Origin of the sequence: Helicobacter pullorum NCTC 12824 (assembly GCF_017979475.1) — a bacterium.
Taxonomy (GTDB): Bacteria; Campylobacterota; Campylobacteria; order Campylobacterales; family Helicobacteraceae; genus Helicobacter_D; species Helicobacter_D pullorum.
In genome coordinates, this window is record NZ_JAERIT010000003.1 from 87324 (window position 1) to 111056 (window position 23733).

Genomic DNA, 23733 nt, shown 5'->3' on the forward strand with positions numbered 1-23733 from the left:
TTTGTTGTATTTACTTTGAAGTGTTAATGCTATGATATTGCTATCCAAACATTTAAACACCAAAAATATATGTATGAATATTCTAATTATAGCGGATTTGTTGTATAACTTTTATAAAATTACATTGATTTTTTGTTTTTATTGCGATAGAATTAAATTTTTAGAAATTTATGATTTATAAACTTTGGTATAATTCTTAAAAATATTTTTTGAGGAAATATAGATTTTGCTCTATGGAAGGATGAGGTATGGAATTTGTAGTGAAGTCTCCGATTTTAGGATTTGAACATATCCAAAAGATGAAATTAGAAAAAATCGCTAAAGATGATGATACTTTTATGCAATTAAAAAGTTGCGAGAATGATGGAATTTCATTTACTTTGGTGAATCCCTATGCAATGCGTTCAGATTATGAGTTTGAAATTCCTTCACCTATTAAAGCACTCTTAGAGCTTAAAGGCAAGACGAATATAGATCCTCAAAATTCCAAATTAGTAACTTTAAATATTGTTTGCATCAAGGATCCTATTGAAGAATCTACTGTGAATTTCTTGGCTCCTGTGCTATTTAACTTTGAGAATTTAACAATGGCGCAAGTTGTGCTAGAAAATTTTAAATATGAAAATTTTGGACTTTCTGAACCTATTTCAAAATTCTTTGATTTCAATAAAACAGAATAATTATAGTCTTTTATGAAAAGTCTTATTTTATTGGGTTATGGCAAAATGGCAAGAGCTTTGGCTCTTGGGCTAAAGGGCAAGTTTGCTTTGTATGTTGGGGGTAGAGATTTTCACAAGATTCGAGAGTTTTGTAAAGAATTGCAGCTTAGTGTATTGCCGCAAACAGACAATGCAATCGATATTGAGGGTAAAGAAATTTTACTTTGTGTAAAACCTTATGCTTTGGGGCAGTTTAGGTTTGTTGGTAAAGCAAAATGCGTTTATTCGATTTTGAATGCTGTTTCTTTGGAAACATTAAAAAAATCTATTCAATCGCAAAATTATATTCGTGCCATGCCAAATGTTGCTGCAAGTGTGGGTAAATCTATCACGAGTCTTTGTGGTGATGAAGGCTATAAAAACGAGGCATTAGAAATTTTTGATTCTATTGGGAGAAGTGTTTGGATAGATGAGAAGATGATGCCAATAGCAGCTGCTCTTGGTGGCTGCTCGCCTGCATTTTTGGCACTTGTAGCAGAATCAATGATAGATGCTGGAGTTGTAAATGGACTCCCTCGTCAAGAAAGCACAAAAATCGTTAATGGATTATTTGAAGGCTTTGCTGCATTATTGCAAGATACACACCCCGCACTTTTAAAAGAAAGCGTAATGAGTCCGGGAGGTTCTACTGCACAGGGAATTTCTAGTTTGGAAAAAAATGCTTTAAGGAATGCTTTTTTTGAAGCGATTTTGGCTTCTAAGAATTTTGCTTGAAAACTTTTGCTATTTTAGGTAGTAGTGGTTCTGGAAAAACTGCTTTATCCTTAGAGATTGCACAAGAAAAGAAATGTGCGATTCTTTCTTTGGATTCTTTGAGTGTCTATCGGGAAATTGATATTATCTCTGCAAAACCTACAAAAGAAGAAATGCAAGGTATTTGGCATTTTGGAATTGATATTTTAGAGCCTATACAACCACATAATGTGCAAATTTTCATTCAAGAATACCAAAGGGCAAAATCACATTGTCAAGAAACTAATAAAAATCTACTGATTGTAGGTGGGACAAGTTTTTATCTAAAAATGCTGCTTGATGGACTTTCTTGTTTTCCTACATTTGATAAACAAAAAGTTGATTTGCAAATACAATTGTTGGGCAATTTGGAAAGTCAATACGACTTTTTGTGCAAAATTGATTCTATTTATGCTGCAAAACTAAAGCCCACAGATACTTATAGAATCCACAAGGCTTTGCAAATTTATTTTGCGACACAAAAAAGCCCAACACAATATTTTAAAGAAAACCAACAAACCCCGATTATTCAAGAATGTGAGATTTATGAAATCACTCTAAAGAGAGAAATTTTGCGACAAAGAATCATACAAAGAACGCAAAAAATGCTTGAAAATGGTGCTATTAAAGAGACAGAAAACTTGATTAAAAAATATGGTAAAAATTATCAATGGGCAAAAAGTATAGGGATTAAAGAGATTATAGGATTTTTAGAAAATACTTTGCAAGAAAGCGAATTAGAAAGTTTGATTTCTACCCATACAGCACAACTTGCTAAACGCCAAAGAACTTTTAATAAAACGCAATTTAGAGAGCATTTTTGTGGAGATTCTAAAGAAATATGGAGAGAAATTTCCAAAAAAATATAAAAAATTTTGGCTTTAGTCAAAAATAAAGTAACTTTTTGCTATCGTTACTTGAAATTTTACAATTAAAGAATTAAACAATGAATGATATTTTAAGGCATATCCCCAAAACTGATAAATTGCTTTATGCAAAAGAATTTTGCGGATTTAATGTTGATTTGTTAAAAGTGATTATTGTGGATTTTTTGGAATCTTATCGTAAAACTCTTTTGGGTGGAGGGGAGGTTATAGAGATTGATGAATGTATCAATCGTATTAGACAAATTTATTTAAATGCTACACAAAAATCTTTAAAACCTCTTGTAAATGCCACTGGAATTGTTGTGCATACAAATCTTGGAAGAAGTGTGTTTTCTGAGGCAATGCTGGAGGAAATTAAGCCTATTTTGTGTGCTTATAACAATTTGGAATATGATGTGCAAAAAGGTTCAAGAAGTGAGCGTTATATTCATTTGCAAAATCTCTTTGCATTGCTTTTGGGAGCAGAAGATGTTTTGGTAGTCAATAACAATGCAGCAGCAGTTTTTTTGATTTTTAATACTTTTGCAAAAAATAAAGAAGTTATTGTTTCACGGGGAGAGCTTATTGAGATTGGAGGAAGTTTTCGAATCCCTAGAGTGATGGAAGATTCTGGAGCAGTTTTAAAGGAAGTTGGGACAACTAATAAAACGCATTTTAAAGATTACAAAGAGGCAATTAATGCAAATACTGTGATGATTTTCAAAGCGCATAAATCTAATTATGAAATTACAGGGTTTAGCAAAGAAGTGGATTATAAAGAGCTAATTGCATTGGCTAGAGAAAATGATTTGTTGGATTATTATGATTTAGGGAGTGGATATTTTGGGCTAAAGGGATTTGAGGGGAATTTGAAAAAGCATGAAATGTCTTTAGAGGAAATTGCAAGTTTAAATCCTTCTTTGGTAAGTTTTAGTGGGGATAAATTGCTAGGTGGAGCACAAGCTGGGATTATTTTTGGTAAAAGGCAATATATAGATAAATTGAAAGAAAATCAGCTTTTAAGAATGTTGCGTGTGGATAAATTTACCATTGCAATGCTTGAAGCGACATTGTTTGCATACTTGCAAGGGCAATATGAAAAAATCCCAACCTGCAAACTTTTGTTGCAAGATAAAAAAACTTTAGAGCAAAAAGCACAAGAATTATTTGAAAGGATACCCAAAAGTTTTTTACCTCTTATTCAAGAAACAAAAAGTTATAGCGGTGGCGGAGCGATGCCTAATAAGGCTTTGGAATCTTTTGGGATTGCTTTGAGTTATTGTGATGAACAAGAATTAGAAAGACTTTTACGCAAAGAGGGGATTATTGCAAGGATTGAAAACAAAAAGGTTATTTTGGATGTAAGAACACTTTTGGAGGGGGATAATCAAAAGATTCAAGAAGCACTTTTGAAAATTGAGGGACAATATGCAAGATAATCTAATCATTGGTGTAATGGGGCATATTGATCATGGCAAAACAAGCTTGATTAGGGCTTTAAATGGATTTTGGGGAGATGAGAGGAGTGATGAGAGAGAGCGTGGAATCACCTTGGATTTGAGCTTTTCAAATTTGAGTAATGGTGAGAAAAATATAGCCTTTATTGATGTTCCCGGTCATGAAAAATTGGTCAAAAATATGATTGCTGGTGCATTTGGATTGGATTATGCAATGCTTGTGGTTTCTGCGAATGAAGGAATTATGCCGCAGACATTGGAGCATTTAAAAATTTCAAGCTTGCTTGGAATCCATAATTTTTTGGTGGTATTGAGCAAAATAGATTTGGTGGATAAAAAAAGAATACAAGAGCTAAAACAGGAAATTAAGCAATGTTTTACAGGATTTGAAAGCTTAAAATATCAAATTTTTGAAGTTTCTATTTATGATAGTGTAAGTATGGAGAATCTCAAAAATTCTCTCTTTATGCTTCCTAAAAGCGTTCATAGGGATTTGGGGTTTTTTCGTTATTATATTGATAGAATCTTTGTGATAAAGGGTTCTGGTTGTGTAGTGAGTGGGACGCTTTTGGATGGAAGTATCACTTTGGAGGATAAAGTGTGGTGTTGTAACCTTGAGAGGCTTTTGGGGATTAAGAATATTCAATGCCATGGAGAATCTGTCCCTTGGGCAAAGAGCGGGCAACGAGTGGCTTTGAATCTTAGTGGAGTGTCCCACAATGAGCTTAAACGGGGAGATTTGCTAACAAAAAAGGGGTATTTAAGAGGATTTGATAGGGTTGAGGTAGCACTTCATCTTTTTGAGGAGATTCCACATAATTTGGAGGCTATGTTTTTTATTGGGGCATTAAAGATGTCTTGTAGAATCTTGTTTTTGGAAGATACCAAAAAATATGCCACTTTAAAGTTTAAAAGCCCTATTTATAGCATTTTTGATGAAAGATTTATTTTACGTGATGACAATCATACGCTAGGGGGAGGGAGAATCTTAAGCCCTATTGTGGATCCTATGAAAAAGGCACAAAAGCTAACTTTTTTGAAATTTTTAAACCAGCAGGATTTTAAGAGTGCTTTTGAAATTTTATTAAAAGCACACAAAAAAGGTTTAGGATTAATTAGTGCTTCACAGCGTTTTGGAATCTCTCAAAGTGAAGCTTTAGAAATTGCCCAAAAAATAGATAATTGCTTTGTTAGCCAAAAAAGTTTGGTGGTTTATTCAAAAGAGACAACAAAATTATTAAGAGATATTATTTGCAAAATTTTGGATAAAAATTCTAATGCACTTTTGAGCGCTACATTGCTTACTCAAAAACAATCTTGGGTGGCAAATGACTTTGCACAGCATATTTTAGATAGTCTTTTGCAAGAAGGGATTTTGTGCAAGAATGATTCTTTTTATGTTGGGGTGGATTCTAAAATTGGCAAAGTGCAAGATTATCTTTATGGCAAAATTTATTCTATTTTGCAACAGCAAGGGTTTGAGCCAATGGCGCCTTATAACCTTTATGATATGCTAGATATTGATAGAAAAAGTGGTGATGATATTTATAAGAAATTGACAAAAGAAAGAAAAATAGTGCGTCTTAGCCACAAGCTTTTTGTCTGCACTCAAGCACTCACACAAATTCTAAATGAGATGAGAAATATCATCAAAAAAGAAGGTTATTTGGATTTAAATAATTTCAAAGAGCATTTTAATCTTAGTCGCAAATATCTTATTTCATATTTGGATTATTTGGATAGTTTTAGTGATATTGAAAATACAGGTGGCAAAAGGATTATAAAATCATGCTAGATTATCTCCAAAACCCTCCTATTAACTTAGAATTAATGCAAAAACTTATTGCTTCTAAGCAGCCAAATTATTTGGCTATCACACCTAATGCGTCAGAAAAAATATGGAGAGAAAATCAAGCTTTAAGCAATTATTTGGGTTGCAAAATAGCTCGTCCTTTTAGTTTTAATTTGGAGAGTTTTTATTTTTTGCTTACCAAATTGATGCTTAAGTACAAGGTTGCAGTTGTGCTTTCTTCTCATCAAATGCTTTATGGGGCATATTTATCTTTAAAAGAGAGTGATTCTATTATCCCCTTAATTCCTGATAAAAAAAGCGGTCAAATTTGCATTAAAGAGGCTTTGGAAAAGGGGGCAGAATGTTTTGTTGTGCCTTATTTGAATGAAGATATTTTGACTTCTAATTTTCATTTGGATAAAGAATTAAAAGAAGTTTTTAGCATTTGGGATATTAGCTATGCACTTGCACTTAGGTTACCTTTGCCTCAAAATGCAAATTTACTACTAGCAAATGGAGAAAATTTAGGCTTAATGCGTCCTTTTGGGGTAATGTTGTCCAAAGAAGCTGAACTTGGAGAGTTTGCTTTGTATTTGGAGATTGAAAATTTATACCAAGTTTTCTTAGAAGCAATCAAAAAACAAGAGATTCCTAGCTCTAATCAAGCAAAAAAGTTTTATTTGGCATTAAAAGAAATTTTGGGAGATGATTGTTATGCTTTTTTTGAAACACCAAATAATACTTTGCCTTTGGGATTACAGGGGATTAAAGCGAGAAATCTCATTCAAAGTTTGATTTTTGATGGTATTTCTATGATTAATGGGCAAGAATGCCTTTTTGGATTTTCAAAGCCATCTTTTGTGCTGCAAATGATGGGTTATACAGAACAAAAGGCAAGAGAGCTTTTGAGCTTAAGTTTCAAAAAAGAAAACTGCAATATAGAGTGGTTAGCAGAAAAAATTTCTCAAAAGTATCGACAAATTAGATTATTACAAGGATAGAAAATGCAAGCAGTTACATTACAAAAGGCTATCTCTATTTTGCAAGATGCAGCTAGAGGATTTAAGAGAAATAAAGAAATTTTGCCTATTTTAGAAGCGTATGGGCGATTTTTGGCACAAGAAGTATTTTGCAAAAAAGCACTTCCAAGTTTTGATAATGCAGCAATGGATGGATATGCAATAAGAAAAGAAGATATAGGCAGAAGTGTGAAAATAAAAACAACTATTTTTGCTGGGGATTGCAGTGAAGTGGAACTAGCACAAGGGGAGTGTGCAAAAATTATGACAGGTGCTAGATTGCCTAGAGGGGTAGATATTGTCATTCCTTTTGAAGAAATTGTGGGTGGATTTAATCATCAAGAATCCATTGAGATTCCAAACAAAGAATTTAAAATGGGGGCAAATATCCGAAAATATGGAGAAGAAATAACACTTGATGCGAAGCTTTTTGGGGTTGGTGAGGAGGTTTGTGAGAATGTATTGGCAATTCTTGCATCTCAAGGGGTGAGTTATGTAGAGGTTTTTAGGGGGTTAAAAATAGGGGTATTTGCGAGTGGAAATGAGCTAAAAGAGCCTTGGGAGAATGCTAGAGAGCATCAAATTTATAATTCTAATGCAACAATGATACTTGCAATGTTGAGGAGCTTTGGTTTTTGGGGTAGCTATGGTGGAATATTAAAAGATGATAAGCAAAAAATATTAGAAATTTTGGAGTTGCCTTTTGATGTGATTTTTACAACAGGTGGAGCCAGCAAGGGGGAAGCGGATTTTATGCGTGAAGTACTAGAAGAGGTTGGTGCAGAGATTCTTATTGCTGGAGTGCAAATTAAGCCGGGAAAACCTATTATGGTGGCTAGAATGGATTCAAAATTTATCATTGCATTGCCGGGGAATCCACTGGCTGGAGCGATTTTGTTGCGTTTTTTGATTGTCCCATTTTTAAAGAATTTAGCGGGAGCAAAAAAGTATTTTCCACAAGCCATAAGAGTAAAAAATCAAGAAACTTTTCAATTAAAAAAGAGAATGGACGCAATGCTTGGTGATTTGGGCGTAGAAGGGTTTTGTATAACACAAAAGGGCAAATATACTTCTGGACAAATTTTGCCACTTTTTGAGAGCAGTGCTATTGCATTATTTGGCGAAGAATACACAGAAATAAAAGAGGGGGATTTGATTAAAGTGCTTCCTTATAAAATGCTGTGGGGCGAAGTAGAGTGCGATTATATTAATTAGAAAATTAATGAAAAAAGTGATTTTGGGATTGTTTTAAATCCCTTTGAAAAAATCTCCGATTTCAACTTCTAAAACTTTGGCAATTTTGTAAAGATGTTCTAAATTATAATGAATATTTTTATATCCAGCTTCTGCTCCACCAACCAAAGAGACAGATTTATATCCAATGGCTAAACTTAAATCAAGTTGCGAGAATCTCTTTTCTTTGCGGATTGTTGCGATGTTTTTGGCAATTTTTCTATGGAAATTCTCTATCTCTTCTTTGCTGAAATCTTCAAACAATTTTTGCCCTTACTCTATAATTATAGAATGACAAAAAATGATATTAATTTTAAAATATTGTCGCATTCTATGGTGATAGAGTAAAAATTTTATTAAGGCAAAAGATGTTTAAAATTAAGTGTTATGAAAGTGGTTTGAGGGAAATTTATTTTGGGAAGAAAAAGATTTTTAAAATTAGAAATTTGGTGCAGGGATTGCGTTTTATGCTAAATAATATTTCAAATAAGATTGATAGTTTGGTAGATTCTCTACATACTGATAATATTCTTAAGAGCGATATACAGGCATATAAGCAAGAAATGCGTGATTTGTATTTGAAACAAAATCAAGAAATGCAGACTTTTATACAAAATCAAAAACAAGAAATAATGCGACATATCAATAATAGAAGCGGTGCTATTAGGCTAGATATGGTTGAATCCCAACAATCCAAAGAGGGGATTTATCATTTTCAATATCTTCTTAGGCGAGCCCACATTGCGGGGAAATATTATGAGATTTTTTATGAATTTTATTTGCAAAATCAAAATGGTAAAAAGGTTGTTTTTGTAGATTGTGGAGCTCATGCGGGGGTATTTAGCGATGTGGCTTTGGCTTGTGGAGGAATTTGCTATGCTTTTGAGCCTAATAAATATCTTTATGCTTTTTTGAGAGATTTATACAAAGGCAATGAAAAGCTTATTTTGTCCAATCAAGCAGTTTCTAATAAAAATGGGAAAACGACTTTTTACACTTATGCGAGCAATGCTGTTTCTGATGGGGCTGGTATAATGAGAAATAATTTGGGTGTAGGTTATGAGGTAGAAATGCTAGATTTTGTGAATTTTTAAAAGATATTATCCAAAAACACCACAAAATTAGCCTTATTAAAATCGATATTGAAGGGGCGGAATTTGATGTGTTGGATTCTTTGATTGAGCAGAAGCTTTATGAAAATGTAGAATATATTATGGTGGAAACCCATGAGAGATTCTTTGAAAATCCCAAAGAAAAAATTGAGAATCTCAAAAATAAAATTGCTAAAAATAATATCCAAAATATTTTTTTGGATTGGATTTAGTGGTGGATTTGGAACTTGTGTTTTAAATTTTGATTGATATTCCGCCTTTTGTCCAAAGATAATGATTGCATAAAGTGTGGCTTTAAAGTACATTTGTAATAAATAATTGTGAATTCAAATGTTTTTAGAGTTGGGTTTCTTGTGGTTTTAAAATGGAGAATGAGCAATTATTGTTTTAGATTCTTTTAATTTTTGGTTGGTATAATTGTAAGCGAAATTCAAGGGGCGACAATACCAAAAGTCTTTTAGGCTACGCCCCACTTCTTTGATTATTTAACAATAATCTAAAAATCTTTCATTGTATGTTTTAATTAAATCATCTAAGAATATTTCTATTTTGTTTGGATTAATGCCGATGTGGGTATTTTTAACTTTTGTAGTTAATCTTGGATAATCAATCCCATTCTTGCTGATTGTTTTTGTTATATTCTCCCAATGATAACTGCGATTGCGTAAATTTTGCAAAAGACTTAAGACAATATCGACTTTTTCGAAATTTTTAAAGTAAGTTTTTCTGCTATCTTTTATCCAAAAATTCCTATTACTAGAATCATAATCCAAAAAGCTAATGTTGCCTAAATTCATTACTTTATTTTGGAATCTTCCTTTTCTTGTAATATGGATTATAGTTCCCAGACTCATACGAGAAAGGTATTGATGATGAGATAGGTAGCTTCCATTGCTATTATTTTCTATTTTTTCTCTAGCTTCAATGATTTTTGCATCTTTAGCATTTTTTATCCATTCATTATTTCTTAAAGAAAGCACACTGTCAAGCTTATTCCTAAGAATAATCTCTAATGTGGCAATCTTTGGGGTGATATTGGCTATTAGCTTTAAATTTTCATAATGCTTGTCTATCTCATTATTATAAGATTCCAATCTTTCTTTGGAGAGTAGAATCTTAAAATTCGTTAGCTTGTCCATTGGTTTCCCTTTTTGGACTGCTATTTTGCAATCAAAGTAAGGATTTTTCCTACCACTTCTTGTGGATTTTCTGCTTTATAAATCGGTCTGCCAACGACAATAAAATCACTCATTGCTTCTTTGGCATCTTGCAAGGTAGCGGTGCGTTTCTGATCTCCGCTATCTTCACCAAAAGGGCGGATAGCAGGTGTGAGAGTTAGGAAATCTTGTCCTATTTTTTCTTTAATAGCTTTGGATTCCAAACAAGAGCAAACTACCCCATTAATCCCAGATTCATGGGCTATTTTAGCAAATTCTAATACTTGTGATTCTAAATTAGCATGGTAGATTTCATAAAAACTCTCTTGATTGAAGCTAGTAAGTGCTGTAACTGCCATAATAAGTGGGGGATTTTGAATGTGTTGAATGCGTTTTATCACTTCTTGCATTGCTTCTCTTCCACTACTTGCGTGGATTGTTAGCATATCTATGGGTAATTTTGTGATTTCATCAATGCTATCTCCCATTGTGTTAGGAATATCATAAAGCTTTAAATCTAAAAAAATTTTAAAATCCCCGATAGATTTGATTTGATAAAGAAAATCTTTACCATCTCTTATGAAGCTTCTAAGTCCAACTTTTACCCAAATATCTTTGGTGTTTTTGAGGTTTTCTAAAAGCTTGAGATTGTCTTTTGGGTTTGGCATATCAAGGGCAATGCAAAGTTTCATTGATTTCCTTTTTGGTGAGGTTGATGGGGAGTTTGGGAAGAATCTTGTAGATTTTTGGCTATCCCATCAAGCACTCCATTGATAAATTTTGCAGAGTTTTCATTGCCAAAGCTTTTTGCAAGTTCTAATGCCTCATTAATTGCAATGGCTTTGCTTAAATGATTGAAAATAATTTCATAAACTCCAAGTCTCAAAATGGCTTTTTCCATATCTCCAATTTTTGAAAAATCCCAATCTTTGAGTTGATGAGAGATTCGTAAATCTAGTGCTTCTAGGTTTGCAATCACACCTTCAAAAAGGCTGGTTGCAAATTCTTTTTGGTTGTTTTTGATTTTTTGTTCTTCAAAAATTTCATCTGCAAATTTACCAATTTTTTCATTTCCGCTACCATAGGCATACAAAAGTTGTACAACAACTTCTCTGGCATGACTTCTAGTTGCCATTATGCACCAATCTTGCGATAGAGATTGATAAGTTCAATAAGGCTACTCATTGATTCAAAGCCTTTATTGCCGGATTTTGTCCCCGCTCTCTCAATGGCTTGTTCAATGCTATCAGTAGTTAAAACTCCAAAAGTAACAGCAGCACCATAGCGGATTGTAACATTTGCAATACCTTTTGTTGCTTCTGCGCTTACATAATCAAAGTGTGGTGTAGAGCCGCGTATAATTGCACCCAAACAACAAACGCCATCATAATTTCCTTGTGCAAGTACTTTTTCTAGTGCAAATGGAATCTCAAAAGCTCCCGGCACCAAAATGTGTGTGAGATTTTCTTCAATTCCTCCATGCCTCAAAAAGCAATCTTTGGCACCCTCGACTAATCTATCGGTAATAAGATGATTAAAGCGGCTTGAAATAATTGCGATTTTTTCATCGCCAAGTAATGATAATTCACCTTCAATAATTTGCATTTTTTATCCTTTATTTTATGAGATTGTCAATTTCTAGTATTTTTTGGCAAAGTTCAAGTAAGACTTGTGGGGTTAGCATATTAGGTCCATCGCTTAGAGCGATTTTTGGGTTGGTATGCACTTCGGCAAATAAGCCATCAATCCCAACTGCACTTGCCGCTCTTGCCAAAATGGGAGCAAAGCGGGAATCGCCTCCGCTTTTTCCGCCGCCTGCACCGGGCATTTGTACAGCGTGAGTTGCATCAAAAATAACCGGAGCAAATTCTCGCATAATCACCAAAGAGCGCATATCCACCACTAGATTTCCATACCCAAAGCTACTTCCGCGTTCTGTTAGAAGAATCCCTAGATTTTTGGATTCTTGATAAGTAGGATTCTCTCCGCCACGGGTTTTTATAGCCTTTAAAACGGAATAACGCATATCGGCTGGATTCATAAATTGCCCCTTTTTGATATTGACAATAGCTTTGCTTTTGGCTACCTCTACAATCAAATCTGTTTGTCGGCATAAAAAAGCTGGAATTTGCAAAATATCTACCACTTCTGCTGCGGGTTTTACTTGGTAGGTTTCATGAATGTCTGTTAGGAGTTTGTAGCCAAATTTTGCTTTAATCTTAGCTAGAGATTCTAATCCTTTTTCTAAGCCCGGTCCTCTGTAAGATTCAAGGCTTGTGCGGTTGGCTTTATCAAAACTTGCTTTGAAATAAAAGTCAATTTTGGGGTTTTTTGAGAGGGGATTTAGAGATTCTGCAATTTCTTCTAAAATTTCATCATTTTCAATAACGCAAGGTCCAGCTATTATAATCATTATTTATCCTTTTAGTAAATTAAATTCGTGTTTTTTAAAATCATAACTATAAACTTCACCACTTTCAATAATATAATGCCAGCCATAGATATGGAGTGTTCTAGCAAGATATTTTTCTTTGACATTGGGGTAGGTAAAGAGATTCATAATTTGCTTTTCAATATTGATTTGTTCTGTAAAATATGCTCGCATAGCTTTGGTTTTTGGATTAAGAGCTAATACTTGCTCTTTAACAGGAGAGATGAGCTTCAGCCAATTTCTCACATTTGGCATTTTTGTGAAATGCTCCTCTTCATAAAGTGCAGCACAACCACCACAATGAGAATGTCCGCAAATAATGATATTTTCTACTTTTAATTCTTCTAGGGCATATTCAATGGCAGATGTGGTAGCGAGGTATTCATCCGCTTCTCTATAAGGTGGCACGATATTGGCAATATTTCGGATTACAAAAAGCTCTCCGGGAAGTGTATTTGTAATGAGGTTTGGAACAACGCGAGAATCAGAACAGCCCACAAAAAGAGTGTGAGGGTTCTGCCCTTCTTTAAGATTTTCAAAAAGTTCTTTATAGGTTAGAAAATTCTCTTCTTTGAATTTTATTGCTCCTTCAAAAAGCGTTTCAATAGAGGTTTGTGCCAATTTGTATCCTTATTGCTGTGTAGCTTTAGAAAGATTTTCCATAAGATTGGAGAGATCTTCGCCTATGCTATACACATATAAATCAACCCGCCTATTTTTGGCTCTCAATTCTGGAATATCATTGTTGGCAATAGGCGAAAACTCTCCTTCTCCACCGCCTATAATGCGTTCTTTGTCAATACCTTGAGAGATTAATAAATTAGCCACATTGACTCCTCTAGCAATAGAAAGCTCTAAATTATCCGCAAAAGTGGCGTTTTTTTTCATAGGTGTATTATCTGTATGACCGATTGCTTTGATGAGTATTTCTTTGGGGAGATGATTAAGCTCTAAGGAAATGCGTTTTAAAAAGGTAATGCCATTTGGATTGCTAAGTGTTGCGCTGCCACTTTCAAAAAGCAAATCTTCTGGAATGCGGATTATTACACCTTTTTCGGCTTCTTCAAATTCTACTGCAGGACCATTTGCAAGTTTATTGATTTCATTGTATTCAGTGATAAGACTTGCAAAGATATTCATTACATTATCCATTTCTGTTTCTGCTTGGATAGGGGTTGCTTGTATAGGTTGTGGCGGATTAATTTGTGTCCTTAGTCCTTTTTCTAAAACTGCAAAAGAGCCTTCTAAAGATCCTATGGCTTGGTTGATTTTTTGATTGGTAAAAGAAGCCATAGAAAGCAGGAGAATAAAGAATGTAAGAATCAAAGTTACCATATCTCCATAAGTTCCAAGCCATAAAGGGACGCCTTGTGGGCAATCACAAGGGGGACATTTTTCTTTTGCCACTTTTGAAATCCTTAAATTTTAAACTCTATTGTCTAATTATAACTTGTATTTGGTTATAATTTAATTTAATTTTTAAATTTTAAGTGAGGAAATTTTGCAAGCCATTGTTGATTTTATTGTTGAGAGTGTTGGTGCTTTGGGTTACTTTGGGATTTTTTTTATGATGCTTTTAGAGAGCAGTTTCATTCCTTTTCCAAGTGAAGTTGTAATGATACCAGCAGGTTATTTAGCACACCAAGGCGAAATGAATTTTTTTGTAGCTATTTTATTTGGGATTTTGGGTTCTTTAGCAGGTGCTTTGATTAATTATTATTTGGCACTTTTCTTTGGTAGAGACATTCTTATTAGATATGGCAAATATGTTTTCTTTGATGAAAAAACAATGCAAAAAATGGAAGATTTTTTTGCTAAGCATGGACATGTTTCTACTTTTAGCGGTCGTTTAATTCCTGTTGTGCGTCAATATATTTCACTCCCTGCTGGACTTGGTAAAATGAATCTTGCTTTGTTTTGCTTTTATACTTCTTTGGGTGCTGGAATCTGGGTTATTATTCTTACTGCACTTGGTTATTTTTTGGGACAAAATGAGGCACTTTTGAAAGAGTATTTGCATATTATTACACTAGGATTAGTGTTTTTGGTGGTATTAGGAATAGCGGTTTATATTTTTTATCAAAAACGCAAGAGACAAAATTCTAAGAATCTTGGATAGATTCTTGTGGATTTTGCTCTTTTAGCCATTCTTCTTTGGCAAAAATAATTTCCACTGCTTCAATTAATTGGTTAGCAATTTGTGCGACAAAAGCACTATCATTGAGGATAGAAGTTCCATTAGTTACGCTGATTTTATCTTGAGAAATAAGTTCTTCTACATTGTGGAGGGCATTATAATCTTTTTCTTTCAAGAGATTTTTTGCATTTTTGAGTTGAGAGAGAATAAGCTGTGCGTTTTCATCTTTCATTGTTTTTAGCTCTTCAATACTTCTTAAAAGCTCGCCTAAGTCTTTTCGCATTGCATTGTATTGATTGGCTAATTCTTTGTTTTGTGAGCTTGAATAGACTTTCATATTAGTTTGGATAATTTTAAGATTCTTGGTAGCTTCAGTGATATTGCGTGAAGCAATTTTAAAAGCAAAAATTCTTGAATGCTTTTTTTCATCTCGCACGAAAGTTTGCGCTTTGGTAGAAAATTCCATAATTGCATCAAAAAGCACTTTGATTTTGCGTTTGTAGAGATAATCTAAATCAACATTTCCGCTAAACCATTTTTTGTTTTGGATAATATTGTCAAAACTCTCTTTTCCGCGTATATCACTGCGATTAAAACCAATGGTGTGTGCAATCATTGCATACGCGTTGTTATAGAGATGCAAACTTTCTTTTTGTAATGCTTCAATGGCGGTATCAGGATAATTGATAATATTTTTATTGAGATAAAGTGGAGCGTCCATATCTCTGTCTTTTGGTGCTTTGATGAATTTATCCAAAAAGAAAACAATTTGTTTGATAAATAAAGAAATCAATAAAACTGCAATAAGATTGAATAAAGTGTGAAAAAGCGCGGTTTTGAGCGTTAGATTATCTTGAGGAATCCATAAGTAATGTGCGACAAGATTGACAAGGCTAACAAAATAAGGAAACAATAAAATAACAATCAATGCAATAGTGAAGTTAAAAATGCAATTTGCAATGGCTAATTTCTTGCCTTCTATGTTTGTGCTAAAGCTTGCTATTACTGCTGTAACAACTCCGCCAACACTTGTTCCCAAGGTCGCTGCTAAAGCATTTTCAAATCCTATTTGCCCGCTAATAAGAGCTGAAATGATAATGGCTAAAGTTGCATGGCTTGATTGAACGATTCCTGTAATAATTGCACCAAGTCCTACAAAAATCAAAATACCCTTGAATCCTTCGAAATTAAAGCGGGATAAATCCATTACTTCTTTGTAAGATTCAAAGCCGCTTTTAATATAATCTACACCCAAAAAGAAAAAACCAATGCCCATAAATATAAGCCCAATACCTTTGAATAAGGAATCTTTTTGGAATCCAAGTAAAGTCCCACAAACAATCAAAGGGATTGCAAACATAGAAATATTAATACTAGTTAATCCTACAATGAGCCATGAACCAGCACTATTTCCAAGATTAGCACCAAAGACTATCCCTATGCCTTGTGCTAGAGTGATAAGCCCTGCTGAAAGAAAGGAAATAGAAATAATAGAAACCAAAGTAGAAGACTGCATTAAAATGGTGGTAATTACACCAAAAGAAATACTTTTAAAGCGAGTGTCGGTAGATTTTTTTAGGATTTTTTCTAATAATCCACCGCTAAAAGATTTAAAGCCACCACTAAGATTTGTCATTCCTATAAGCAAGATAGCAACACCTGCTAAGATTTTGGCAAATTCTGGAAATACAACCAAAAAATAGATTAAAGCAATAATGAGAGCAATAAGGGTATAGCGTCTAAAATTATGCACCTAGATTCCTAATAAAAATTTTTAAAGATGCAATTATAGCAAAGCCAAAGAAACATCGATTAAAAACATTAAAATATCTTTAAAAGTAAAATATTATTTAAACTTTTTATTATTTTATTAATATTTTTTGCTAATATGCAAACTAAGGAATAAAAAGTCAAGGGTTTTTATGGAAAAAGCAAGAAAAAAGATTCTTATCATCGGTGGTGGTTATGGTGGATTAAAAGTCGCACTTGGATTGCAAAAGAAACTAAAAGCCAAAGCAGATATTACTTTAATTAGCAAACATGACTACCATTATCAGACTACTTTGTTACATAAAGTAGCAATAGGCACTTTGAGTTCAAGAAAAGCAAGAATTTATTATCGCAAGATTTTGAATCCTAAAAAAATTCGTTTTATTAAGGATAAGATTATTGAGATTTGCCCCAGAGAAAACAAGGTAATTGGTAATGGCGGGGAATATTTTTATGATTATTTGGTGATTGGACTTGGATTTAAGCCAGATAGTTTTGGCATCAAGGGCGTAGATGCTTATACTTATAAACTTTCTTCCCTTAATCGGGCTTTGAAACTCACAAAAAATATTGAAAATAAATTCAAAGATTTTATGCATACAAAAAATCCCAAAGATTTACAAATTATTGTTTGTGGGACGGGATTTACCGGAATAGAGTTTGCAGCAGAGCTTGCTACGCAGCTTGATGAATTGTGTTTGATTTGTGGGATTGATAGGAAGATTCCAAAGGTTACTTGTATTGGGCGTTCGCCGCATATTCTACCTGTTTTTAATTCAAAATTAGTAGATATTGCAGAGGACAAACTAAAGAAATTGGGCGTAGAAATCATTTCTAGTGGAAATATTAAAGAAATACAAGAAAATAAGGTTTTGGTAGAAAAAGATGGCAAAATAATTGAAGTTGAAGGGAATACGATTATTTGGAGCGCAGGGGTAAAGGGAAGTGATATAGTAGAAAAGTCAGAAATTCCTAATAAAAAGGGCAGAATCGCTGTGGATTCGCATTTGCAATGTAAGGATTTCTCTAATATTTATGTAGTGGGGGATTGTGCGATTGCTGCTACTAAAGATGCAATTCATGCACCAACAGCACAGCTTTCGGCTCAAATGGGAGATTATCTTGCAGAGCTTTTGTGTGCAAAGTTGGAAGGTAGGGCGTTTGAAAAGCCATTTTTATTTAATCATAGAGGGACGGTTTGTTCCATAGGGCATACAGATGGCGTGGGGATTGTTTATCATAAAAATGTCAGTGGAGAATTAGCTGCTTTTATGAAAAACACAATCGAAAATAAATGGCTTTTTAGCATAGGTGGTTTTAAAATGGTGTTTAAAAAGGGGCAATTTAGGTATCGCACAAGCAATTAATCATTAAAAATGCAGTAGAATCTGTTTTTTGGAGTGAAATTGCAGAATCTTTTTGGGGAAACATTAGAGTTTGGATATAACCCTTGGCATGGATGTTTTAAAATCAGTGCTGGATGCAAAAATTGCTATGTTTTTAGTATTGATAAAAGTCATCAAAAAGATTCAAGGGAAATCTATCAAACAAAATCTTTCTATCTTCCTTTGCAAAAAAATAAAAATCAAACTTATAAAATTCCGGATTTTTCTAAAATTTGGTTGTGCTTTAGTAGTGATTTTTTGCTCAAAGAGGCAGATTCTTGGCGTAAAGAAGTGTGGGAGATGATAAAAATACGCAAAAATTGCACATTTATTTTCTTTACCAAACGCATTATGAGATTTATGGAGTGTATCCCAAGTGATTGGGGTAGTGGGTATGAAAATGTAATAGTTGGTTGTAGCGTAGAAAATCAATATTATGCTTCTTTGCGTCTTGAGGGTTTTTTGCAATTGCCAATTAAGCATAGATGGATTGTGTGTGCTCCATTGCTTGAGAGATTGGATTTAAGTCGATTTTTGGATAAGGAAAAAATTGAACATCTTAGTGTGGGCGGAGAATCTGGATTTAATGCTAGGATTTGTGATTATGAGTGGGTTTTGGATTTAAGGGAACAAGCTAAGAGAGCTAAGATTAATTTTAGCTTTCATCAAACAGGGAGTAGATTTTTAAAAGATTCAAGAATTTATAAAATACCAAAAAAACTTCAGAAAATCCAAGCCCAAAGGGCTGGAATTGATTTAGAATTTTAGTTATTCTACTTCTGCATCAATCACATCATCATCTTTTTTGTTGTTGGATTGAGCGGTGTTGCCTTGTGCATTTTGATCTTTTTGATACATTGCTTCAGCAAGTTTATGGCTCGCCTCAGTCAATGTTTTTACTTTGGCTTCAATTTCTTCTTTTGAGGCATTTTCATTTTTTAGAGTTTCTTGCAATTCATTGATTGCATTTTGAATTTTTTCTGCCTCACTAGAATCGATTTTGTCTTTCATTTCATCTAGGCTTTTTTGTGTTTGATACACAAGGCTATCAGCTTGATTTCTTACTTCAATAGCTTCTTTTTTCTTTTTGTCTTCTTCTTTGTTGAGTTCAGCGTCTTTTACCATTTTTTCGATTTCAGAATCAGAAAGTCCGCTAGAACCAGTGATTTTGATTTCTTGAGCTTTGCCGGTTGCTTTATCTTTGGCACTAACTGTCAAAATACCATTAGCATCAATATCAAAAGTTACTTCAATTTGTGGAACACCTCTTGGTGCTGCTGGGATTCCGCTTAATTCAAAATTCCCTAATACTTTATTGTCTCTTGCTAATTCTCTCTCCCCTTGTAAAACTTGAATGGTTACAGCAGGTTGATTGTCTTCAGCTGTAGAGAATACTTGATTTTTCTTAACAGGAATTGTTGTGCCTCGCTCAATAATTTTTGTCATTACGCCACCTAATGTTTCAATTCCTAAGCTAAGAGGAGTAACATCAAGTAATAAAACATCTTTAACATCGCCTTTTAAAACTCCACCTTGAATTGCTGCACCAATTGCGACAACTTCATCAGGATTCACAGATTTGTTGAGCTCTTTTCCAATGAAGTCTTTTACTCTTTCTTGAACTTTTGGAATCCTTGTAGAACCACCTACCATTACAACTTCGGCAATATCGCCTTTGCTTAAATCAGCATCTTTGATAACATCACCGATTTTGTTAATAGTTTGGTCAATATAAGATTCAATCAAACTTTCAAACTTTGCACGACTTAGTTTTTTGACTAAATGTTTTGGACCACTTGCATCTGCGGTGATAAAGGGTAGATTGATTTCTGTTTCTTGAGCACTACTTAATTCTTTTTTGGCATTTTCAGCAGCTTCTTTTAATCTTTGGAGTGCCATAACATCGTTTTTAAGATTGATACCATTTTCATTTTCAAATTCTTTTGCAGCCCAATCAATAATTGCATTATCAAAGTCATCTCCACCCAAGAATGCATCTCCACCAGTTGCCAAAACTTCTACGACATTATCGCCTGTTTCAAGCACAGTAACATCAAATGTTCCTCCACCTAAGTCATAAACAACAATTTTTTCTGCATGTTTTTTGTCTAATCCATAAGCAAGGGCAGCCGAAGTTGGTTCATTAATGATTCTTAAAACATTTAATCCAGCAATTGTCCCTGCTTCTTTGGTTGCTTTTCTTTGTGCATCATTAAAATATGCAGGCACGGTGATAACAGCTTCGGTTACCTCTTCGCCAAGATAGCTTTCAGCATCAGCTTTGAGTTTCATAAGAATCTTAGCAGAAATTTCTTGTGGAGTATAAACTTTGCCTGCAATCTCAATAGCACAAGCTCCATTTCTATCTACTACTTTATAAGGAAGTCTTTTTTTGGCTTCTTGAGCTTTTTCTTCATTAAACATTAACCCCATAATTCTTTTAATGGAGTAGATGGTTTTTTCTGGATTTGTAATCGCTTGTCTTTTGGCAGGATCACCGACTAGAATCTCGCCTTTATCGGTAAAGGCAACGACAGAAGGAGTTGTATTTTTCCCTTCTTTATTTGCGATAATTTTTGCTTCATTTCCTTCAAAAACAGCCATTGCTGAGTTTGTTGTTCCTAAGTCAATTCCTAATACTTTTCCCATAATATATCCTTTTTATTAATTTTAAGATTTTGCAATGCTAACCATAGAAGGTCTTAGCACTCTTTCTTTATATTTATAGCCTTTTTGCATTTCTGCGACAATTTCCCCTGCATTGTGCGAATCACTTTGCACTTGCATAATGGCATCGTGAAAATTCGGGTCAAATTCTCCACTTGCATCAATGGGTTCAATCCCATGTTTGGCAAGCGTTTTTAATAAATTATCTAATGTTAATGCAATTCCCTCCTCTATTTTTCCTAAGATTTCTGTTTGATCGCTATTTTCTTTAGATTCTTTGATTGTTTTTAAAGCAATTTCCAAAGTATCAATGCTAGGCAATAAATCTTTTGCGATTTTTTCATAAGCGTATTCCAAGGCTTGATCTTTTTCTCTCATTAAGCGTTTCTTGGTGTTTTCAAAATCAGCATAAGTCCTTAAATATTGATCTTCTAGCTCTTTAATTTTATTTTCAAGTGTTTCTTTAGAATCTTGCACAGAAATCTCTTGTTCTTCTTGTGTGTTCTCATCTTGTGGAGAATCTATTTTTTCATTTTCATCTTGCATATAGAATTTCACTCCTTTCAAACAAAAATAACAACTTCAAAATTGAATTTTAGCAATTATTCTTGTGAATTTCAAGTAAAATTATATAACTTTAGTCAATTAATGTCAAGTTAAATTAATAAAATAAACTAAACTTTCTTAAAAATAAAAATTCAATTATCGTAAAAGATGGGGAAAATAATCAAAGTTTTTTGGCTAAATTGCTTTATAAGTAAAACTTTGATAATTTTCTAAAATACTTCAAAATTATTAGTTTATGGAGTAAAAGGAATTTTGTATTGATGAAGAAAATTGTATTATTAATGCTGTGTGTAGCAAAATTATTTGCAAGTGAATTGATAGTAGAAAATGGTAAAACTTTGGTTTTGGTAGAAGATTCTAATGAGATTGGGAAATTAAAAGAGAAAAGTCAAATATGGATTCCTCATCCACAAGAAAAAGATAAAAGCATTTTGGTTTTGCCTATTTCATATTATGCCAAAGAAAGAAAGTTACATTTGGATAATGGCAAAATTGTGCGTATTTACAAGGGAAATTATAAAAGTGAGCAAATTAGTGTGGATTCTAGCAAGGCTAAACCAAATCCCAAAAATCAGGCTAGAATCAAACAAGAAAGAGATGAGGCAAATAAAATTTATGCAAACTATACAAAAGGAATTTATTGGGATAAGCCCTTTATTTATCCTATGGAGAGCAAAATTACAAGTGAATTTGGGAATGCACGGCTTTTTAATCAAGAAATTAAAAGCTACCATAGTGGGACAGATTTTAGGGCAGCCATTGGGACGCCTATTTATGCAAGCAATAGTGGTAAAGTGGTGATTGCTAAAGATAGATTCTTAGCTGGTCAATCTGTGGTGATTGATCATGGGGAGGGGATTTTTAGTATGTATTATCATTGCAGTGAGATTAAAGTCAAAGTGGGCGATAGAGTGGAGAGAGGGGAGTTGATTGCTCTAAGTGGAAATAGCGGTAGGGTAAGTGGTCCGCATTTGCATTTTGGAATCTTAGTAAGAGGGGTGCAAATTGATCCATTGGATTTTATTGCCAAAATCAATACAATTTTTTAAAGAAAGGGTAGAATGGAAAAAATTTTTCAAGATTTAAAAACAATTTCCCTTGCAATGTTTAGGAAAAATTTTTTTGGAATCTTCCATGGCTCTATTTCCACAAAGCTTGAAGAGGGGCATTTTTTAATCAATAAAAAGGACGCAATTTTTGATGATTTGACAGAAGATTCTTTGATTATGCTTTATCACAAACAAGATTATCGCTGGAAAGAAGCGAGTATTGATGCGTTTATTCATTCATTGATTTATCAAAATATCCCTAATGCAAAATATATTGCCTATGGAATGCCGCCTTTTACGGTTGCTTATACACTTAGCAATGACAAAATTGAACCTAGAGATTATTTTGGGTATAAGATCTTAGGCACATTAGAAGTCTATGACCCTAAAGATTATGATAATTGGTATGAACGTGCAGATATTGAAATTAATCGTTATTTTAAAGAAAGTGATAAAAAGATTATGGTAGTTAAAGGCTATGGTGTGTATGTTTATCATCGGGATTTGCAATATCTCTCAAAACTTATGGCGATTTTAGAGAATTCTTGCAAAATTTTGCATTTCCATAGCATATTAGAGGGCAATAAGCCTTCTCATGAATTATTTGATTTTTAGGCTAGATAAAGTGGTTTGAATTTTGATAAAATTGCAATTTTTTAAAAATTAAGGTTTTTTGATGGATTTTATAGAGGTAAAAAATTTACATAAAAGTTATGGTTCTATGGAGGTTTTAAAAAATATTTGCTTAAATATTAAAAAAGGTTCTATTTTTGGTCTTGTTGGACATAGTGGAGCTGGGAAAAGCACATTGCTTAGGACTTTTAATGGATTGGAAAAAATCAATAGTGGAAAGATTTGGATTGATGGTGTGCAAATTGATCAATTAAATATTGAAGAATTGCGTCATTTTAGGAGAAAAGTTGGAATGATATTTCAAAATTTTTCTTTGATGGCGAGAAAAAATGTCTATGAAAATATTATTTTGCCTTTGCAATGTTGGGGAGAAAAAATTGATAAAAACAAAATAGAGAAACTTGTAGAATTAGTAGGATTGCAAGAAAAAATCAAATTTTATCCTAGTCAGTTAAGTGGCGGGCAGAAGCAAAGAGTGGCGATTGCAAGGGCATTGGCGATGAATCCGAGTTTGCTTTTGAGTGATGAGGCGACAAGTGCATTAGATCCTTCTACAACAAGTTCTATTTTGGAGCTTTTATTGCAAATCAACAAAGAAATTGGAGTAACAATTGTCTTGGTTACCCATGAAATGGAAGTGGTAAAAAAGATTTGTCAAGAAGCAGCGTTTATGGAGAATGGAGAGATTATTAAAAGTGGTAATATTGAATCGCTGTTTTTGGAGCCAGACAAAAAAATGCGGGAGTTTTTAGGGGAAAATGAAATTTTGCCTCAAAGCGGAGTGAATATCCGAATCTATTTTCCAAAAGAAGTTGCACAAAATCCTATCATTACGCAAATGGCTAGAGAATTGCAGGTGGATTTTAATATCGTATGGGGAAATTTAGAATCTTTTGGCGGAATTGCTTTGGGAGTGCTTGTAATTAATATACAAAAAGAGTTTCAAGAAAGAGTTTGTAGGTTTTTAACGCAAAGTGGGACGCGTTGGGAAATAGTGGAGTAAGGAT

At 33.5% G+C, this 23733-nt stretch carries 26 protein-coding genes; 15 read left to right on the forward strand and 11 right to left on the reverse strand.

Going from position 1 to position 23733, the window contains the following annotated elements; all coding sequences use genetic code 11:
• Positions 1 to 248: 248 nt before the first annotated feature.
• The 7 genes from fliW to JJQ98_RS03115 all read left to right on the forward strand — a co-directional run bounded on the left by fliW (position 249) and on the right by JJQ98_RS03115 (position 7800).
• Positions 249 to 680, forward strand: coding sequence for a flagellar assembly protein FliW (gene fliW / locus JJQ98_RS03085; protein WP_005022009.1), 432 nt, complete (start codon positions 249 to 251; stop codon positions 678 to 680).
• 12 nt (positions 681 to 692) lie between these two features.
• Positions 693 to 1433, forward strand: coding sequence for a pyrroline-5-carboxylate reductase (locus JJQ98_RS03090; protein ID WP_151104901.1), 741 nt, complete (start codon positions 693 to 695; stop codon positions 1431 to 1433).
• The gene (gene miaA / locus JJQ98_RS03095; RefSeq protein WP_151104902.1) at positions 1430 to 2320 is read left to right on the forward strand and encodes a tRNA (adenosine(37)-N6)-dimethylallyltransferase MiaA; all 891 of its coding nucleotides are present in this window, start codon (positions 1430 to 1432) and stop codon (positions 2318 to 2320) included. The genes JJQ98_RS03090 and miaA overlap by 4 nt, the downstream gene beginning before the upstream one ends.
• 77 nt (positions 2321 to 2397) lie before the next feature.
• Positions 2398 to 3756 carry an L-seryl-tRNA(Sec) selenium transferase gene (selA, locus tag JJQ98_RS03100; protein WP_151104903.1) on the forward strand — a complete coding sequence of 453 codons (1359 nt, stop codon included), beginning with the start codon at positions 2398 to 2400 and terminating at the stop codon, positions 3754 to 3756.
• Complete coding sequence (gene selB / locus JJQ98_RS03105) at positions 3746 to 5569, forward strand: selenocysteine-specific translation elongation factor (protein WP_151104904.1); 1824 nt, start codon at positions 3746 to 3748, stop codon at positions 5567 to 5569. Before selA ends, selB begins: the two co-directional genes overlap by 11 nt.
• Positions 5563 to 6567: a nitrogen fixation protein NifS gene (locus JJQ98_RS03110; protein ID WP_151104905.1), complete on the forward strand. Its 1005-nt coding sequence runs from the start codon at positions 5563 to 5565 to the stop codon at positions 6565 to 6567. Before selB ends, JJQ98_RS03110 begins: the two co-directional genes overlap by 7 nt.
• 3 nt (positions 6568 to 6570) lie before the next feature.
• Positions 6571 to 7800, forward strand: a complete 1230-nt coding sequence (locus JJQ98_RS03115) for a molybdopterin molybdotransferase MoeA (protein ID WP_151104906.1) — start codon at positions 6571 to 6573, stop codon at positions 7798 to 7800.
• Between the two features lie 33 nt (positions 7801 to 7833).
• Here the strand turns inward: JJQ98_RS03115 and JJQ98_RS03120 are convergent, their stop codons facing one another.
• Positions 7834 to 8082 (reverse strand): helix-turn-helix domain-containing protein, encoded by a 249-nt coding sequence (locus tag JJQ98_RS03120; protein WP_005022019.1) that lies wholly within the window; start codon positions 8080 to 8082, stop codon positions 7834 to 7836.
• Between the two features lie 104 nt (positions 8083 to 8186).
• Here JJQ98_RS03120 and JJQ98_RS03125 point away from each other — a divergent pair, with 104 nt between their 5' ends.
• Entirely contained in the window at positions 8187 to 8912 is a 726-nt protein-coding gene (locus JJQ98_RS03125) for a class I SAM-dependent methyltransferase (protein WP_170252208.1), read from the forward strand.
• Positions 8913 to 8959: 47 nt separating this feature from the next.
• Positions 8960 to 9142 carry a hypothetical protein gene (locus JJQ98_RS03130; protein WP_345719226.1) on the forward strand — a complete coding sequence of 61 codons (183 nt, stop codon included), beginning with the start codon at positions 8960 to 8962 and terminating at the stop codon, positions 9140 to 9142.
• A 273-nt stretch (positions 9143 to 9415) separates the two neighbouring features.
• Here JJQ98_RS03130 and JJQ98_RS03135 read toward each other — a convergent pair whose 3' ends face one another.
• Genes JJQ98_RS03135 through JJQ98_RS03165 form a run of 7 tightly spaced genes read right to left on the reverse strand, consistent with a single transcriptional unit; the run spans position 9416 to position 13925 of the window.
• A complete protein-coding gene (locus JJQ98_RS03135) occupies positions 9416 to 10069 on the reverse strand; it encodes a hypothetical protein (protein ID WP_151104907.1) in 654 nt (217 codons plus the stop codon).
• Positions 10070 to 10089: 20 nt separating this feature from the next.
• On the reverse strand, positions 10090 to 10779 hold the full coding sequence (gene pyrF, locus JJQ98_RS03140) for an orotidine-5'-phosphate decarboxylase (RefSeq protein WP_151104908.1): 690 nt from the start codon (positions 10777 to 10779) through the stop codon (positions 10090 to 10092).
• Positions 10776 to 11222: a transcription antitermination factor NusB gene (gene nusB / locus JJQ98_RS03145; protein WP_005022025.1), complete on the reverse strand. Its 447-nt coding sequence runs from the start codon at positions 11220 to 11222 to the stop codon at positions 10776 to 10778. Before nusB ends, pyrF begins: the two co-directional genes overlap by 4 nt.
• Positions 11222 to 11692 (reverse strand): 6,7-dimethyl-8-ribityllumazine synthase, encoded by a 471-nt coding sequence (ribH, locus tag JJQ98_RS03150; protein WP_054198136.1) that lies wholly within the window; start codon positions 11690 to 11692, stop codon positions 11222 to 11224. Before ribH ends, nusB begins: the two co-directional genes overlap by 1 nt.
• Before the next feature lie 10 nt (positions 11693 to 11702).
• Positions 11703 to 12500: a 3-deoxy-8-phosphooctulonate synthase gene (gene kdsA / locus JJQ98_RS03155; protein WP_151104909.1), complete on the reverse strand. Its 798-nt coding sequence runs from the start codon at positions 12498 to 12500 to the stop codon at positions 11703 to 11705.
• A gap of 3 nt (positions 12501 to 12503) precedes the next feature.
• Positions 12504 to 13124 (reverse strand): carbonic anhydrase, encoded by a 621-nt coding sequence (locus JJQ98_RS03160; protein ID WP_224757655.1) that lies wholly within the window; start codon positions 13122 to 13124, stop codon positions 12504 to 12506.
• A 24-nt stretch (positions 13125 to 13148) separates the two neighbouring features.
• A complete protein-coding gene (locus JJQ98_RS03165; RefSeq protein ID WP_151104910.1) occupies positions 13149 to 13925 on the reverse strand; it encodes an OmpA/MotB family protein in 777 nt (258 codons plus the stop codon).
• 94 nt (positions 13926 to 14019) lie between these two features.
• On the opposite strand from JJQ98_RS03165, the gene JJQ98_RS03170 reads away from it, so the two are divergent.
• A complete protein-coding gene (locus JJQ98_RS03170; RefSeq protein ID WP_151104911.1) occupies positions 14020 to 14637 on the forward strand; it encodes a DedA family protein in 618 nt (205 codons plus the stop codon).
• Here JJQ98_RS03170 and JJQ98_RS03175 read toward each other — a convergent pair.
• Positions 14621 to 16408 (reverse strand): Na/Pi cotransporter family protein, encoded by a 1788-nt coding sequence (locus tag JJQ98_RS03175; protein ID WP_151104912.1) that lies wholly within the window; start codon positions 16406 to 16408, stop codon positions 14621 to 14623. The genes JJQ98_RS03170 and JJQ98_RS03175 overlap by 17 nt on opposite strands.
• 169 nt (positions 16409 to 16577) lie before the next feature.
• Here JJQ98_RS03175 and JJQ98_RS03180 point away from each other — a divergent pair, with 169 nt between their 5' ends.
• Positions 16578 to 17792 (forward strand): NAD(P)/FAD-dependent oxidoreductase, encoded by a 1215-nt coding sequence (locus tag JJQ98_RS03180; RefSeq protein WP_065827991.1) that lies wholly within the window; start codon positions 16578 to 16580, stop codon positions 17790 to 17792.
• Between the two features lie 33 nt (positions 17793 to 17825).
• Complete coding sequence (locus JJQ98_RS03185) at positions 17826 to 18578, forward strand: DUF5131 family protein (RefSeq protein ID WP_278347659.1); 753 nt, start codon at positions 17826 to 17828, stop codon at positions 18576 to 18578.
• On the opposite strand, the gene dnaK is transcribed toward JJQ98_RS03185, so the two are convergent.
• Positions 18579 to 20459, reverse strand: a complete 1881-nt coding sequence (gene dnaK, locus JJQ98_RS03190; protein WP_054195413.1) for a molecular chaperone DnaK — start codon at positions 20457 to 20459, stop codon at positions 18579 to 18581.
• Between the two features lie 21 nt (positions 20460 to 20480).
• Entirely contained in the window at positions 20481 to 21023 is a 543-nt protein-coding gene (gene grpE / locus JJQ98_RS03195; RefSeq protein ID WP_151104914.1) for a nucleotide exchange factor GrpE, read from the reverse strand.
• Between the two features lie 281 nt (positions 21024 to 21304).
• On the opposite strand from grpE, the gene pgp3 reads away from it, so the two are divergent.
• The 3 genes from pgp3 to JJQ98_RS03210 all read left to right on the forward strand — a co-directional run bounded on the left by pgp3 (position 21305) and on the right by JJQ98_RS03210 (position 23729).
• A complete protein-coding gene (gene pgp3 / locus JJQ98_RS03200; protein WP_065827988.1) occupies positions 21305 to 22093 on the forward strand; it encodes a peptidoglycan metallopeptidase Pgp3 in 789 nt (262 codons plus the stop codon).
• A 12-nt stretch (positions 22094 to 22105) separates the two neighbouring features.
• Positions 22106 to 22708, forward strand: a complete 603-nt coding sequence (locus JJQ98_RS03205) for a class II aldolase and adducin N-terminal domain-containing protein (protein ID WP_005022043.1) — start codon at positions 22106 to 22108, stop codon at positions 22706 to 22708.
• 61 nt (positions 22709 to 22769) lie between these two features.
• Positions 22770 to 23729 carry a methionine ABC transporter ATP-binding protein gene (locus JJQ98_RS03210; protein ID WP_040499894.1) on the forward strand — a complete coding sequence of 320 codons (960 nt, stop codon included), beginning with the start codon at positions 22770 to 22772 and terminating at the stop codon, positions 23727 to 23729.
• Positions 23730 to 23733: the final 4 nt, after the last annotated feature.